The organism is Paraburkholderia sejongensis (assembly GCF_020880815.1).
In the GTDB taxonomy this organism is placed as follows: Bacteria; Pseudomonadota; Gammaproteobacteria; order Burkholderiales; family Burkholderiaceae; genus Paraburkholderia; species Paraburkholderia sejongensis.
The window spans coordinates 1-14,132 of record NZ_JAJITD010000028.1 but is presented as its reverse complement, the minus strand read 5'-3'; the positions used below and the strand labels follow the sequence as shown (position 1 = coordinate 14,132).

The window sequence follows — 14,132 nt, the reverse complement described above, 5'->3', positions numbered from 1 at the left end:
TTCGCCCTCTCGCGTCAATGCGCTATCGCATCTAGCAACGCCCTCACCCGCGCCACTTTCTCCTCGTCGACCGGCGCCAGCCCATTGCCGCCCACCCGCACGCCCGAGCCAAAGTGCACCGCCTCGACCCGCGTGCTCTGAACGAAAGGCGCAACCGCATCGATCGTCAAACCCGCGCCGGCGAGCACCGTGCAATGCGAGCCGGCGGCCTGGCGCACGAGTTCGCTGATCGTCGTTTGCGCCTGCAACACCGACGGTTTTCCACCGGACGTCAGCACGTTGGTGACCGCGTCGAACGACAGCAGCACATCGAGCGCTTCGCGCAGATCGCGCGCTTCATCGAACGCGCGATGAAACGTCACCGCGAGTCCAGCGGCGGCCTCGCACGCACGCGCGAGTCCGGTTCGATCGATCGTGCGGTCAGCGCCGAGCATGCCGATCACGATCCCGTTCGCGCCCGCCGCCCGCGCCGCGCCGATGTCGCGCAGCATCACCGCATAGTCGTCGGCATCGTAGACAAAGCCGCGGCTATGCGGCCGCACGATCACATTGACGGGAATTTCCACCGCAGCGACCACCGCCTCGATCAACCCGGCGCTCGGTGTCAGCCCGCCCTCGCCCATCGCGGTCACGAGTTCGAGACGGTCGGCGCCCGCGCGCGCGGCAATGCGCGCATCGGCGACGGTGGTGGCAATCACTTCGAGCAGCACGGACATGAGCGCAACCGGCGGTCGTTGAAAACGACATCATCGCAGAAGCGCCAGGCGCGCGGACGGCGTCAGCGCTCGTCGTCGACCCAATCGATATCGCCGCACAACACGCAGATCTGTTCACCGACGCGCGTTGCCACCGACAGCGTCACGCACGGCAACGCCTCGTTGATCGACAGATACGGCCGCGTCACGTGCACGCGCTCCGGCGCATTGATCGCGGTGCTGAAGTACGGCCGCCGCAGCCAGTTCGCGCCCTGCGCATCGGCGAGCGGCAAAAAGCGCGTTTCGTGCGCCGCGCGATCGGCGCGCAGCACGACGTTGCGGCCCGCCTGGCGCCCCTTCGCATCGAGCAGGAAGCAGCGCGCCGCGTGATCGAGCGCGAGGAAGTTCCAGCACACTTCGTCGAGCGGTTCGCCGGCCGCGAGCCGCTCGGCCGCGCGCTCGAACGCGCGCAGATACGGCGCGAGCCGTCGCGCGCTGCGGCGCTCGCGCGCCTCTGCCTGGTCGCGGTAGCGTTCGGTGACTTCGCCGATGCAGGCCGCCGCATGACTCGCGTCGACGAGACCCGGACCCGGCCGGCCGAAGAAAAAGCCCTGCACGAAGTCGGCGTTGCACGCGAGCGCCATCTGCGCTTCGTGCTCGGTCTCGACGCCCTCGATCAGCACCAGCTTGCCCGCCTCGTGCAGCAGCGCGACGAGGCCCGGCAGGATCGTCGCCATGTCGGCGCGATGCGCGGCGTGCGACAGCATGATGCGATCGAGTTTGACGATATCGGGATTCAGTTGCCAGATCCGTTCGATGTTCGAATGGCCGGCGCCGAAATCGTCGAGCGCGATCAGAAAGCCGCGCTCGCGAAACTCGCGCACCGCATCGGCCAGACGTTCGAGGTCCGCCGCGCTCTGCTCGAGCACTTCGAGCACCACCCGTCGCGGCGACAGCTCCAGCCGCCGCAAGTTGGCGAGCAGCGCCGCCGCCAGATACGGATCGGTCAGCACGCCCGGGTGCACGTTCAGAAACAGCCACTCACGCTCGGCGCCGAGCACCCTGAAGTTCTCCAGATGCAGCGTCTGCGCGAGCCGGTCGATCTGCAGCGCTTCGCCGACGCGCGCGGCGTCGCCGAACACGTCGAGCGGCGAGACCGGCCGGTCGAACGCATCGTGCGCGCGCAGCAAGCCCTCGTAGCCGACCGCCCGCATATGCGACAGGCTGAAAATCGGCTGGAACACGCTGCTCAACGTCAGCTCGCCATGCTGCACCGAATAGCGATTCAGGCCCGAAGTCATCTCCACTTCGAAGCCATGCGGCACGCTCGCCGCTCTGTCCTGTTGCGCAATCGTCATGCAGTCCTCTCACGCAGAACCGGCCGGTCCGAACGCGGAAGCAGACAGCCCCGCGCCGATTCTGAAAATGTGCGTCATCGACAACGCTTAAGCAAGCTCCATGCGCACGCTGACGCACATAGCGCTGTAATTCGACCGAAAGACTTGCACGGCGATACGGCCGATGCGCCGCCGCTGGGCGCGGCGCGCACCGTTGCGGTGCGTCGCGCCCAGCCCGCCGCGTTGCCCGCGTGACGGCCGGGCCGGCCGCAGCCGGGCTACACTCCAACCTGCTCGTGGTGGCCCGCCCACCAACAGAAAACCTCAATCCGCCGATAACATCCGATGGAAATCGTCTTTACCGTCCTGATCCTGTTGCTCGCGGTCGCGGGCTCCGGCGTGCTGACCCGCGCGCTGCCGTTCAAACTGCCGCTGCCGCTCGTGCAGATCGCGATCGGCGCGATCCTCGCGTGGCCGCGCTTCGATCTGCACGTCAAGTTCGACCCGGAAATCTTCATGCTGCTGTTCATCCCGCCGCTGCTGTTCGCGGATGGCTGGCGCATTCCGAAGCGCGAGTTCTTCATGGCGCGCCGCGCGATCGTGATGCTCGCGCTCGGCCTCGTGTTCATGACCGTGCTGGTGGTCGGCTACTTCGTGCACGCGCTGGTGCCGGAAATCTCGCTGCCGGTCGCGTTCGCGCTCGCCGCGGTGCTGTCGCCGACCGACGCGGTCGCGCTGTCCGGCATCGCCGGCAAGGGCAAGATTCCGGGGCAGCTGATGCACATCCTCGAAGGCGAGGCATTGATGAACGACGCGTCGGGCCTCGTCGCGCTGAAGTTCGCGATCGCCGCCGCGTTGACCGGGGTGTTTTCATTGCGCGACGCGTCGATCAGCTTCGTCGTGATCGCGGCGGGCGGCCTCGCGGTCGGCGCGGCGGTCAGCGCGGCATTCAGCTATGTGTCCACGCGGTTCCTGAGTCTGACCGAGGAAGGCGACCCGGCCCCCGGCGTCGTGATGACGCTGCTGATCCCGTTCGCCGCCTATCTGTGCGCGGAGCGCTTCGAGCTGTCGGGCATCCTCGCCGCGGTCGCGGCCGGCATGACGATGAACTACACCAGCATCGTCAATCAGGGGCAGGTGTCGTCGCGAGTGCGCGCGAGCAGCACGTGGACGATGATCGAGTTCGTGTTCAACGGCATGGTGTTCATCATGCTGGGGCTGCAGTTTCCGCACATTCTCGGCCGCGCGCTGCTCGACGCGCACCATACCAGCGGCGACGCGCAGGTCGGCCGGCTGATCGGCTACATCGTCGCCGTCGCGCTCGCGCTGTATGCGATGCGCTTCGTGTGGGTGTGGATGCTGCGCTGGTTCGCGAGCCGCGGCGCGGCCAAACAGGGCGTCTCGAACGCGGTGCCGGGGCTGCGTATGGTGTCGGTGACGACGGTGGCCGGCGTGCGCGGCGCGGTCACGCTCGCGGGCGTGCTGTCGCTGCCGGAATTGCTGCCGAACGGGACGCCGCTGCCGGGGCGCGATCTGGCGATCTTCATCGCGTCGGGCGTGATCCTGCTGTCGCTGCTGATCGCGGTGGTCGCATTGCCGATGCTGCTGCGCGGCTGGCGCCGCGGCAAGGACCCGCATGCGGCCGAGGAAAACCTCGCGCGCACGCTGTCCGCGCAGGCGGCGATCCGCGCGGTCGATCAGGTCCACGACAAGGAATGCGCGAACCTCGAAGAGTCGGCGGCCGCGTATGCGGCCGATGTGACCGCGCGCGTGATGGACCTGTACCGGCGCCGCCTCGCGACGCTCGACGGCGAGCAGGAACCGCGCGAACTCGCGCGCCGCGCCGACGCGCTCGAATTCCAGATGAAGCTCGCGGCGATGCGCGCCGAGCGAAAGACGCTGCTCGAATTGCGCGACAGTCAGCGGATCAACGACGAAACGATGAACAAGCTGATGCGCGAGGTGGACTTGTCGGAGACCGCGCTGACCGCGCGTAAGAGATAAACCGGGGAGACTCTGCTGCCGGTGCCGGTGCCGGCGTCCGCAACAGCGGCAGGGGCACCGGCGCCGGTAAAACCTGGGCTCAGGCCACCGGCCCTTGCACCGGCTTCCTTCTGAACAGCGCATATAGAATGATCGCGCCGAACGTCGCCGTGCCGATCCCGCCGAGCCCAAAGCCGCCGAGCTTCAGCGAGAAATCGCCGGCGCCGAGCACCAGCGTGACGGCGGCGACGATCAGGTTGCGATTGTCGGAGAAGTCGACCTTGTTGACGACCCAGATGCGCGCGCCGGTCACCGCGATCAGCCCGAACACGACGATCGACACGCCGCCGAGCACCGGCCCCGGAATCGTCTGGATCACCGCGCCGAACTTCGGCGAGAAGCCGAGCAGCAGCGCGATCAGCGCGGCGATCACGAACACCAGCGTCGAATAGATTTTGGTCACCGCCATCACGCCGATGTTCTCCGCGTAGGTGGTCACGCCGGTGCCGCCCGCGAAGCCGGACACGATGGTCGCGAGGCCGTCACCGAGAAACGCGCGGCCGATATAGCGATCGAGGTTCTGCCCGGTCATCGCGCTGACCGCCTTGATGTGGCCGAGATTTTCGGCGACGAGGATCACCGCGATCGGCGCGAGCAGCGCCATCGCGTGCGGGTCGAACACCGGCGCCATGAAGTGCGGCATGCCGAACCAGGCGGCGTTCGCGACGATCGAGAAATCGATCGGCTTGCCGCCGATGCCGAGGCCATTGGTGACGATCGCGTAAATCGCGTACGCGAGCAGCAGGCCGATCAGGATCAGCAGACGCTGCAGCATCCCGCGCGCGAACACCGCGACCGCGCCGACGCACAGCACGGTCACGAGCGCCATCCACGAATCGAAATTGCTGCCGCTCACGCCGCGCACCGCGATCGGCGCGAGATTCAGACCGATCACGCAGACGATCGCGCCGGTCACGACCGGCGGCATCAGCGTTTCGATCCAGCGCGTGCCGACCGCCGACACGATCAGGCCGATCACCGCATAGACGACCCCGCACGCGATGATCCCGCCGAGCGCGACCGGAATGTTCGGGTTCGGGCCGTGGCCGCCGTAGCCGGTCGCGGCGATCACGAGGCCGATGAACGCGAAGCTCGACCCGAGGTAGCTCGGCACCCGGCCGCCGACCAGCACGAAGAACAGCAGCGTGCCGATCCCCGACATGAAGATGGCCAGGTTCGGATCGAAACCCATCAGCAGCGGCGCGAGCACGGTCGAGCCGAACATCGCGACCACGTGCTGGACGCCCATCGCGACCATCTGCGGCCAGCCGAGCCGCTCGTCGATACCGACGATGGTGCCCTCGGCGGCGGCGGGCTGGCGGCGCCAGCGGGGGAAATAGGATGCGGCCATCGCGGGGATTCTCCTGGTGGGGGCGGCGTGGTTTGGTGGTTTGCTTATAGGCCGGCGGCGCGCCCGGAAACGGGCGGTCCGGCAGATTACGCGCGAGTTTACGGAGAGCAATAAGGGCTGGCAAGCGGCAGCGGCGGGCGCGGCGGTGAATCGTTTCGGCGGAGCCGGGAGCCCCCGCCGGCGGACCGTTCGGCATGCGGCGCACCCCGCAAGCGCAGCCGCTTGCTCAGCGCGTGCGCCCTTCCGTATCCGGCGTGCTCAGCGCGCGATCGGCCGCCTCCCCGCCGTCCGCCGCGTCCACCGCTTCCTCATCTGCAAGCACGCGGTTGCGGCCCGCGTCCTTCGCGCGGTAGAGCGCGTGGTCGGCCGCGTCGACGAGCGCGCGGCTGCTGGCGAAGCCCGCGCCTTGCGCGGTCGCCACGCCGACGCTCACCGTCAGCACGTGATGCGCGCTCGCCACATGGCGGCACTGCAACGCCTGCACCGCCGCGCGGATCTGCTCGCCGATCTGCAGCGCGCCGGCCGCGTCGGTGTCCGGCAGCAGCACTGCGAACTCCTCGCCGCCGTAGCGCGCGGCGGTGTCGCCCGGGCGCCGCACGTTCTGAGCGATGCAGCGGCCCACGCCGACCAGCGCTTCATCGCCGGCCGAATGGCCGTACAGGTCGTTGAAGCCCTTGAAGTTGTCGACGTCGATCAGCAGCACCGACAGGGGCCGGTCGTTGCGCTGCGCGCGCCGCCATTCGGCGTTCAGGTGCTCCTCGAATGCGCGGCGGTTGTTCAGCCCGGTCAGGCCGTCGGTACGCGCGAGTTCGCGCAGTTCTTCCTCGGCCGCGCGGCGCCGCCGCAACTGCTGCGCGAACAGGATCGCGAGCGTGATGATGGTCACGTCGAGCGCGGCGATCAGCGTGCCGATGATCCACGCGCGCCGCCGCCATTCAATGTAGATGTCGTTGGTCGACAGCGCGACGTCGAGGATCAGCGGATAGATGTCGATATGACGGAACGCGTACCAGCGCTCGACATGGTCGATCGCCGCGGTGCCGTAAAAGTCGCCGCTCGGCCGCTGCACGAAGCGCGAAAAGTTGGCGGTGCCGGTCAGGTTGATGCCGATCGTTTTCGCTTCGTACGGCCGGCGCATCAGCATCGTGCCGTCGCTGAGCATCAGCGCCATCGAGCCGCTCGGCCCGAGCTTCATGCCGTCGAACAGCCGGTGAAAGTAAGTCAGCCGCAACGTGCCGACCACCACGCCGCCGAAGCCGCCGTCGGGCCGCGCGATGCGCCGGCTCAACGCGATGCGCAGATCTTCCTCTTTACCGCTCGGGCTGAACGGATGGCTGATGTAGAGGCCACGGTCGGGCGCGTCGCGCTGCGCGGTGAAGAAATCGCGGTCGGCGAGATGGGCCGGGCGCGGCGGCCATTCGCGCGAATCGAAGCGCACGTCGCCGTGTTCGTCGAGCACGAACACCGAGCCCATGTCCTTCGCGCTGATCGAGCCGTCGAACAGCACCATCTGGCGGATTTGCGGCGGCAGTTCGAGCACGCCCGGCTGCTTCAGACCATCGATCACCGCGCGCAGCGACAGATCGTAGATCTCCAGATTGCGCGACACGTCGCGCTCGACCAGCAACGACACGTTGAAGATCGCATCCTGCGCGCGTCGCAACGCATCCATGCGCATCTGCGCGAGCAGCGCGACGGCGATCGCGAGAATCGCGCCGGCGAGCACGATGCTGATCCCAATCACGGCGTTCGGTCGGCGCGTCACCATTCGTTGTTCGTTCTGACATGCGCGAAACCCCGCGCGTGAAAAAACGGCCGCGCCTCGGTAATTACCCTGAGTTCACGGCCCTCGAATAACTAGCGTAGCAGACCCTTTGCCGCTCAATCGAGCGAACAGCCGGGTTTTTGCCGATCCGCGCGCCGTTTCGGCCGCTTTGCCGCGCCGGCAAAGCCCGGGCCGGCCGGTGCCCGCGCCGCTCTATCCGGTTGCCCGGAGGCCGCCAAATTTATCGGATAGCGAATGCAAATTGACTGGATAGTTCGCCCCGTCGATTGGGTATTCAATCGGGCATGTCGTTATTCAAACGATTTGACAAGGAGTGGACACATCATGAGCGAGCAACGCAGTGCCTCCGAATGGAGCGAATTCGTCAGCGGCTGTCTGGACTTCCGGCCGGCGGAAGGGGTCTACCGGATTGCCCGGGAAATGTTCACGGAGCCCGAGCTGTTCTCGCTCGAGATGGAACACATCTTCGAGAAGGCCTGGATCTACGCATGTCACGAAAGCGAGATCGCCAACAACAACGACTTTCTGACGATGCGCGCCGGCCGCCAGCCGCTGATCATCTCGCGTGACAGCGCCGGCAAACTGAACGCGATGATCAACGCGTGCCAGCACCGCGGCGCGACGCTCACGCGGATGAGCAAGGGCAACCAGTCGACCTTCACCTGCCCGTTCCACGCATGGTGCTACAAGAACGACGGCCGCCTCGTGAAGGTGAAAGCGCCGGGCGAATACTGCGAAGACTTCGACAAGTCGACGCGCGGCCTGAAGAAAGCACGCATCGAAAGCTATAAGGGCTTCGTGTTCGTGAGCCTCGATGTGGACGGCACCGACACGCTCGAAGAGTACCTGGGCGACGCGCGCATCTTCTTCGACATGATGGTCGCGCAATCGCCGACCGGCGAACTCGAAGTGCTGCCGGGCAAGTCGACGTACACGTTCGACGGCAACTGGAAGCTGCAGAACGAAAACGGTCTCGACGGCTATCACGTGAGCACCGTGCACTATAACTACGTGGCGACCGTGCAGCACCGTATCGAATCGAACGCGAAGAAAGGCGAGACGCCGAGCGGCACGCTCGACTACAGCAAGCTCGGCGCGGGCGACGCGGAAACCGACGATGGCTGGTTCGCGTTCAAAAACGGCCACAGCGTGCTGTTCAGCGACATGCCGAACCCGGACGTGCGCCCCGGCTACAAGAGCGTGATGCCGCGCCTCGTCGAAGCGTACGGCAAGGACAAGGCCGAGTGGATGATGCACCGGCTGCGCAACCTGAACGTGTACCCGAGTCTGTTCTTCATGGATCAGATCAGCTCGCAGCTGCGCATCGTGCGTCCGCTCGCGTGGAACAAGACCGAGATCATCAGCCAGTGCATCGGCGTGAAGGGCGAGTCGGCCGAGGATCGCGAGAACCGCATCCGTCAGTTCGAGGACTTCTTCAACGTGTCCGGCATGGGCACGCCCGACGACCTCGTCGAATTCCGCGAGCAGCAGCGCGGCTTCCAGGCGCGTCTGGAGCGCTGGAGCGACATCTCGCGCGGCCATCACAAGTGGGAAGCGGGCGAGACGCGCAACACCACGCTGCTCGGCATCAAGCCGAACCTGACCGGCACCGAACTGACCCACGAAGGGCTGTACGTGAACCAGCACGGCACCTGGCGCGACACGATCCTGAAGGGCCTCGCTAAATCCAACGAATCGAAGGGAGAGCAGGCATGAGCCAACTCCAACATTCCGTCGAGCAGTTTCTGTATCTGAAGTCGGACCTGTGCGACAAGCAGCAATGGGACGAGTACCTCGACCTGTTCGATGAACAGAGCACGTTCCACGTCCCGCAGTGGGATTCGGAGCACGTGTACACGACCGATCCGAAGCAGGGCATGTCGCTGATTTATTACTCGGATCGCGCCGGCCTCGAAGACCGCGTGTTCCGTCTGCGCACCGGTAAATCGGCCGCGTCGACGCCGCTGCCGCGCACGATGCACCAGATCAGCAACGTGCGTCTGACCGAGCGCGCTGACTCGCTGGTCGAAGCCGCGGTGAACTGGTCGACGATGTACACCCGTCACGGCTCGACCGACTACTTCTACGGCCGCGCGGTGTACGACCTGAAGCCCGCGGGCGAGAGCTGGAAGATCACGCGCAAGCACGTGCTGCTGCTGAACGACCACATCAACGCCGTGCTGGACTTCTATCATCTGTAAGCGGGAGCACGACGATGAAACATAAAGTCGCGTTGAATTTCGCCGACGGCAAAACCGCCTTCTTCGACGTCGGCCCGAACGAGCTGCTGCTCGACGCGGCGCTGCGCAACGGCGTGAACATTCCGCTCGATTGCCGCGAAGGCGTGTGCGGCACCTGCCAGGGCCGCTGCGAGGCGGGCGAATACACGCTCGATTACGTCGACGAGGAAACGCTGAGCGAAGAAGATCTCGCGCAGCGCAAGATCCTGTCGTGCCAGACCCGCGTGAAGTCGGATGCGTCGTTCTTTTTCGACTTTGACTCGACGCTGTGCGAAGGCGCCGGCACCGCCGCGGTCAGCGCGACGGTGAGCGGCGTGGAGCTGGTGTCGGCGACCACCGCGATCCTGCGCGTCGACGCGAGTTCGTACGCCCGTCAGCTCGATTTTCTGCCGGGCCAGTATGCGCGCGTGAAGGTGCCGGGCACCGAAGACTGGCGCTCGTATTCGTTCGCCAATCATCCGAACGAGCGCAACGAGCTGCAGTTCCTGATCCGCCTGCTGCCGAACGGCGCGATGAGCAACTATCTGCGCGAGCGCTGCAAGGTCGGCGACACGATCGAGTTCGAAGCGCCGCTCGGCGCGTTCTATCTGCGCCAGGTCGAACGTCCGCTGGTGATGGTCGCGGGCGGCACCGGTCTGTCGGCGTTCCTCGGCATGCTCGACGAGCTTGCGGCGAAGCGCAATTGCGCGCAGCCGGTGCACCTGTACTACGGCGTCACCCATGCCGCCGATCTGTGCGAGACCGAGCGCATCAATAACTACAAGGCCAGCATCGAAGGCTTCGCGGTCGAGACGGTGGTGATGAATCCGGCGCCGCAATGGTCCGGCAAAACCGGTCTGATCCCCGAGCATTTCAACCGCGCGTTCCTCGAATCGAACGGCTTCGACATGTACGTGTGCGGACCGCCGCCGATGGTCGAAGCGATCAAGGGCTGGCTCGGCGAGCAAGGTATTCAGGACTACCGGCTGTACTACGAGAAGTTCGGCGAGAGCAACGCGCGTTAAGCGGGTGCGCTGCAATGCCCGAATGTCCCGTGCCGGCGCGACAGCGCCGGGCGGGACATTTTCTTTGCTGCGGATATTTCGGTGCGCCTAGCGTTGTGCGCGTCGCGTGGTGGGCGTCGCGTGGCGCGCGTCGCGGTGCGCGTTCAGCGTCTGGCTGCGCGCTTGAGCGTATCGGACGGCGACTCGCCGAACAGCGCCTTGTACTCGGTCGAGAAGCGGCCCAGATGCGACATCCCCCACCCCAACGCCACCGACGAAATATTGCGCACCGAGCGGTCTTCGAGAATCTCGCGCCGCACCGATTCGAGCCGGTAACGCTTCAGATACGCGATCGGCGCGCACCCGAAGTACTGGCGAAAACCGTCGAACAGCTTGAAGCGTGACACGCCCGCCGCGCGTTCGATGTCTTCGAGCGCGATCGGCTCGCGCGCGTTGTCGTGGATGAACTGGCGTGCGCGGGTCAGGTAATGCGGCGGAGTCAATGCCGACGCGTTGGCCAGTTGCTCGCTGTAGTTGTGCGGCTGCGACAGCAGCAGGCCTTTCAGCAAGGTCAGCTCCAGTTCGCCCGACATATAAAGATGCCCGAGCGACGGCCCGCTGCGCTCCATTTCGCCGACCAGAAACTTGACCATGCGCCACCACGACGCCTGGTCGCCGGCGGCGGCGTCCATGTCGGGCTGAAACACGAGCGGAGATTCGAGTGGGCGCGAGAGCATCGTTTGCAGCACCTGCTGAAGCGCGGAGCGCGGAATCGCGACGTGCAGCTTGCGGCAATTACCGGTGATCGAGAGATCCTGCGATTCCTGCGGACTGACGATCACGCCGCGATCCTGATCGGACAGCCAGCGTTTGCCGTGCGCGGCCAGCTCCTGCTCGCCGACCACCGGCAGGCTCACGCTGTAGCAGTTCAGCGGGCTGTTCTCACGCACTGCGACCGTCACGTCGGTGCCGTACTCGACGTAGCCGATCGTGGTCGCCATCGAGCGCAGCACGGTGCCCGACTGGTGAAACCGCAGCCGTTCCGGCCGGCTGACCTGCAGCCCGTGCGGGCCGCAGATCGACGCCATCCAGTCGCGCGCGCCATCCAGGTCGCTCAACGCGGCACCGATATCGCGGTTGTTAGGCTCCGATGTTGATCGCATACGTAGAGACAGACTACCAGGGGCTCGCGCGCCAGGGCTTCCTATAGCAACGCGAAACGGGGGACATTGTGATTTCGCAAGCCTACCTCAATCGGGTCCGAACTGCGCAGCGGAACAAAAACATTGTCGGCGCGCAACAAACCGTTGCGCCCGCAAGGAAACGCCGCCGCGCACGGGCCGCGCTGGCTTGCCAACGGCCCGCGCCGGGTGCGGCGGATGAAAACCAATCGAAAGAAAACGTTTTCATCATGCGCATAAAACAATGAAACATTCCGCCTTCTTCGCTCATCGCGTGAAAGCTTGTCCGGAGAAACCCGGTTTTGCTCAAGTCCGATCGGCGCGATCCGATATCCAGTAGGTGGGGCACCGATCTGCACCGTCGCGTGAGCGGCGATGCAGAGCGGGCAAAAAAACGCGGAAAACCGCGGCGACCAACAGCGGTGTTCAAAACGTGCCCCACGGACCCGGACCTGAGAGTCCATGACGAACGCTTTGCGTTCGGTACTGGAGAAAATAACAAGTGAACTTCAACCGCCTCACCATCAAAAGCAAGCTGATTGCGGGCTTCGGCATGCTCTCGCTGATCGTCGTCGCGGTATCCGGGCTTTCGCTGAAAGCGCTGAGCGATTCGACCGACGGCTTTACCCAATACGTGCGCGGCATCAACGCGCGCGCCGACATGGTCGTGCAGGTGCGAACCGCGATCGACCGGCGCGCGATCGCCGCGCGCAATCTGGTGCTCGTGACCAAAGCCCAGGACATCGAACTGGAAAAGGCCGAGGTGCTGCGCGCGCATGCCGACGTCCAGACGCATCTGAAGCAGCTCAACGACATGATCTCGAGCGCGACCGATACGTCGGAGAAGGCGCGCGAACTGGTGGCCGAGATCAATCGCATCGAAGCCCAGTATGGGCCGGTCGCGACCCGCATCGTCGGCCTTGCGCTCGACGGCAACCGTGAGCAGGCGAGCGTCGAAATCGACGACAAGTGCCGCCCGCTGCTCGCCGCGCTGGTTCGCGCGACCGATACCTACGCCGAGTACACGCGCAGCCGTCAGGAGCAGCGGATCAGCGACTACGCCGCGCACTACCAGAGCCAGCGCAACCTGCTGATCGCGGTCTGCGTGGTCGCGGTCGGCTTTGCGATCGGCGCGTGCTGGCTGATCGCGCGCGCGGTGACCGGCCCGCTCGGCTTTGCGATCGACGTCGCGCGCACGGTGTCGCAAGGCGATCTGCGCACGCGCATCAGCGTCGACGGCAAGGACGAAACCAGCAAACTGCTCGGCGCGCTGCGCGAGATGAACGAGCGGCTCACGGCGATCGTCACGCGGGTGCGCGATAGCAGCACGAGCATCGCCGGCGCGGCGCGCGAGATCGCCGCCGGCAACATGGACCTGAGCCAGCGCACCGAGCAGCAGGCCGCGTCGCTGCAGGAAACCGCGTCGAGCATGGAGGAACTGACCTCGACGGTCAGACAGAATGCGGAGAACGCGCAACAGGGCAGCACGCTGGCGTCGAATGCGTCGGCGGTCGCGCAGAAAGGCAGCACGGTGGTCGGCCAGGTCGTCAGCACGATGCAGGAGATCAGCGACAGCTCGACAAAGATCGCCGACATCACCGGCATCATCGAAGGGATCGCGTTCCAGACCAACATCCTCGCGCTGAACGCGGCCGTCGAAGCGGCGCGCGCCGGCGAACAGGGCCGCGGCTTCGCAGTGGTTGCGAGCGAGGTGCGCAGCCTCGCGCAGCGCTCGTCGAGCGCGGCCAAAGAGATCAAGGATCTGATCGCGGCGTCGGTCGAGCGGATTCGCGACGGCTCGACGCTCGCGGGCCAGGCGGGCGAGACGATGACCGAAGTCACGCAGGCGGTCGCGCGCGTGACCGACATCATGGCGGAGATCGCGGCGGCATCGACCGAACAGAGCCGCGGCATCGAGCAGGTCAATCTCGCGATCACGCAGATGGATAACGTCACGCAGCAGAATGCGGCGCTGGTCGAGCAGGCGGCGGCCGCATCGCGCTCGATGGAGGACCAGGGGCAGCAGTTGAATGAAGCGGTGGCGTTTTTTCGGGTGGCCGGAAACGCGGTGATGATGGGGGCTGGCGATGGCTTCGCCGCGGCGGGTTCGGGTATGGGGTCTGCTCGGGCTGGCGCTTCCACTTCTACTCTCGCCGCGCGGAAAGAAATGCCTCGGCGGGACAAGGCGGCACCGGAGCAACACGTTGCACGCGCGGCGACTGTGGCGCCGGTCGCTGCGCTGGCGAGCGCGACGAGTGCTGCGGCGGCCAGCGCGAATGACGGCTGGGATCAGTTCTAAGCTAAAACCGCTGTGCCCTTTTGATGCGCTGCTCCATTCGATCGGAGCGGCGCTGGAAAGACTAACGCGGAAATGAAAAAACCGGCTCGAGGCCTAATGCCGTTCAGTTAAGGTCTCTTTTGAGGACTCGAACGGTATAACGAAATGGTCTGGATTTGACGGCCCGAACGCAAGAGCGTCCGGGCCGTTTTTCGTTGGGAAGTTGCTTGAGCCGTTC

11 protein-coding genes are annotated in these 14,132 nt (G+C 65.7%); 5 read left to right on the top strand and 6 right to left on the bottom strand.

Going from position 1 to position 14,132, the window contains the following annotated elements:
* Positions 1–14: 14 nt before the first annotated feature.
* Both LJ656_RS33055 and LJ656_RS33050 read right to left on the bottom strand, forming a co-directional pair.
* A complete protein-coding gene (locus LJ656_RS33055) occupies positions 15–716 on the bottom strand; it encodes a copper homeostasis protein CutC (protein WP_230513649.1) in 702 nt (233 codons plus the stop codon).
* A 62-nt stretch (positions 717–778) separates the two neighbouring features.
* A complete protein-coding gene (locus LJ656_RS33050; RefSeq protein WP_230513648.1) occupies positions 779–2,053 on the bottom strand; it encodes an EAL domain-containing protein in 1,275 nt (424 codons plus the stop codon).
* A gap of 324 nt (positions 2,054–2,377) precedes the next feature.
* Between LJ656_RS33050 and LJ656_RS33045 the strand changes: the two genes are divergently transcribed.
* Entirely contained in the window at positions 2,378–4,036 is a 1,659-nt protein-coding gene (locus LJ656_RS33045) for a Na+/H+ antiporter (protein WP_230513647.1), read from the top strand.
* Positions 4,037–4,115: 79 nt separating this feature from the next.
* Here the strand turns inward: LJ656_RS33045 and LJ656_RS33040 are convergent, their stop codons facing one another.
* A complete protein-coding gene (locus tag LJ656_RS33040) occupies positions 4,116–5,426 on the bottom strand; it encodes a solute carrier family 23 protein (protein WP_230513646.1) in 1,311 nt (436 codons plus the stop codon).
* Between the two features lie 226 nt (positions 5,427–5,652).
* Positions 5,653–7,194 (bottom strand): sensor domain-containing diguanylate cyclase, encoded by a 1,542-nt coding sequence (locus LJ656_RS33035; RefSeq protein ID WP_230513645.1) that lies wholly within the window; start codon positions 7,192–7,194, stop codon positions 5,653–5,655.
* 342 nt (positions 7,195–7,536) lie between these two features.
* On the opposite strand from LJ656_RS33035, the gene antA reads away from it, so the two are divergent.
* From antA to antC, 3 genes are read left to right on the top strand one after another with little or no spacing between them, the layout of a single operon-like run.
* Positions 7,537–8,928, top strand: a complete 1,392-nt coding sequence (gene antA, locus LJ656_RS33030) for an anthranilate 1,2-dioxygenase large subunit (RefSeq protein WP_230513644.1) — start codon at positions 7,537–7,539, stop codon at positions 8,926–8,928.
* Positions 8,925–9,413, top strand: a complete 489-nt coding sequence (gene antB, locus LJ656_RS33025) for an anthranilate 1,2-dioxygenase small subunit (protein WP_075294921.1) — start codon at positions 8,925–8,927, stop codon at positions 9,411–9,413. Before antA ends, antB begins: the two co-directional genes overlap by 4 nt.
* 14 nt (positions 9,414–9,427) lie before the next feature.
* A complete protein-coding gene (antC, locus tag LJ656_RS33020) occupies positions 9,428–10,456 on the top strand; it encodes an anthranilate 1,2-dioxygenase electron transfer component AntC (protein WP_230513643.1) in 1,029 nt (342 codons plus the stop codon).
* A 143-nt stretch (positions 10,457–10,599) separates the two neighbouring features.
* On the opposite strand, the gene LJ656_RS33015 is transcribed toward antC, so the two are convergent.
* Positions 10,600–11,553 carry an AraC family transcriptional regulator gene (locus tag LJ656_RS33015; protein WP_230513642.1) on the bottom strand — a complete coding sequence of 318 codons (954 nt, stop codon included), beginning with the start codon at positions 11,551–11,553 and terminating at the stop codon, positions 10,600–10,602.
* Positions 11,554–11,639: 86 nt separating this feature from the next.
* A complete protein-coding gene (locus tag LJ656_RS33010; RefSeq protein ID WP_230513641.1) occupies positions 11,640–12,080 on the bottom strand; it encodes a hypothetical protein in 441 nt (146 codons plus the stop codon).
* Positions 12,081–12,118: 38 nt separating this feature from the next.
* Here LJ656_RS33010 and LJ656_RS33005 point away from each other — a divergent pair, with 38 nt between their 5' ends.
* Positions 12,119–13,915, top strand: coding sequence for a methyl-accepting chemotaxis protein (locus tag LJ656_RS33005; RefSeq protein WP_230513640.1), 1,797 nt, complete (start codon positions 12,119–12,121; stop codon positions 13,913–13,915).
* The last annotated feature ends 217 nt before the right edge of the window (positions 13,916–14,132 follow it).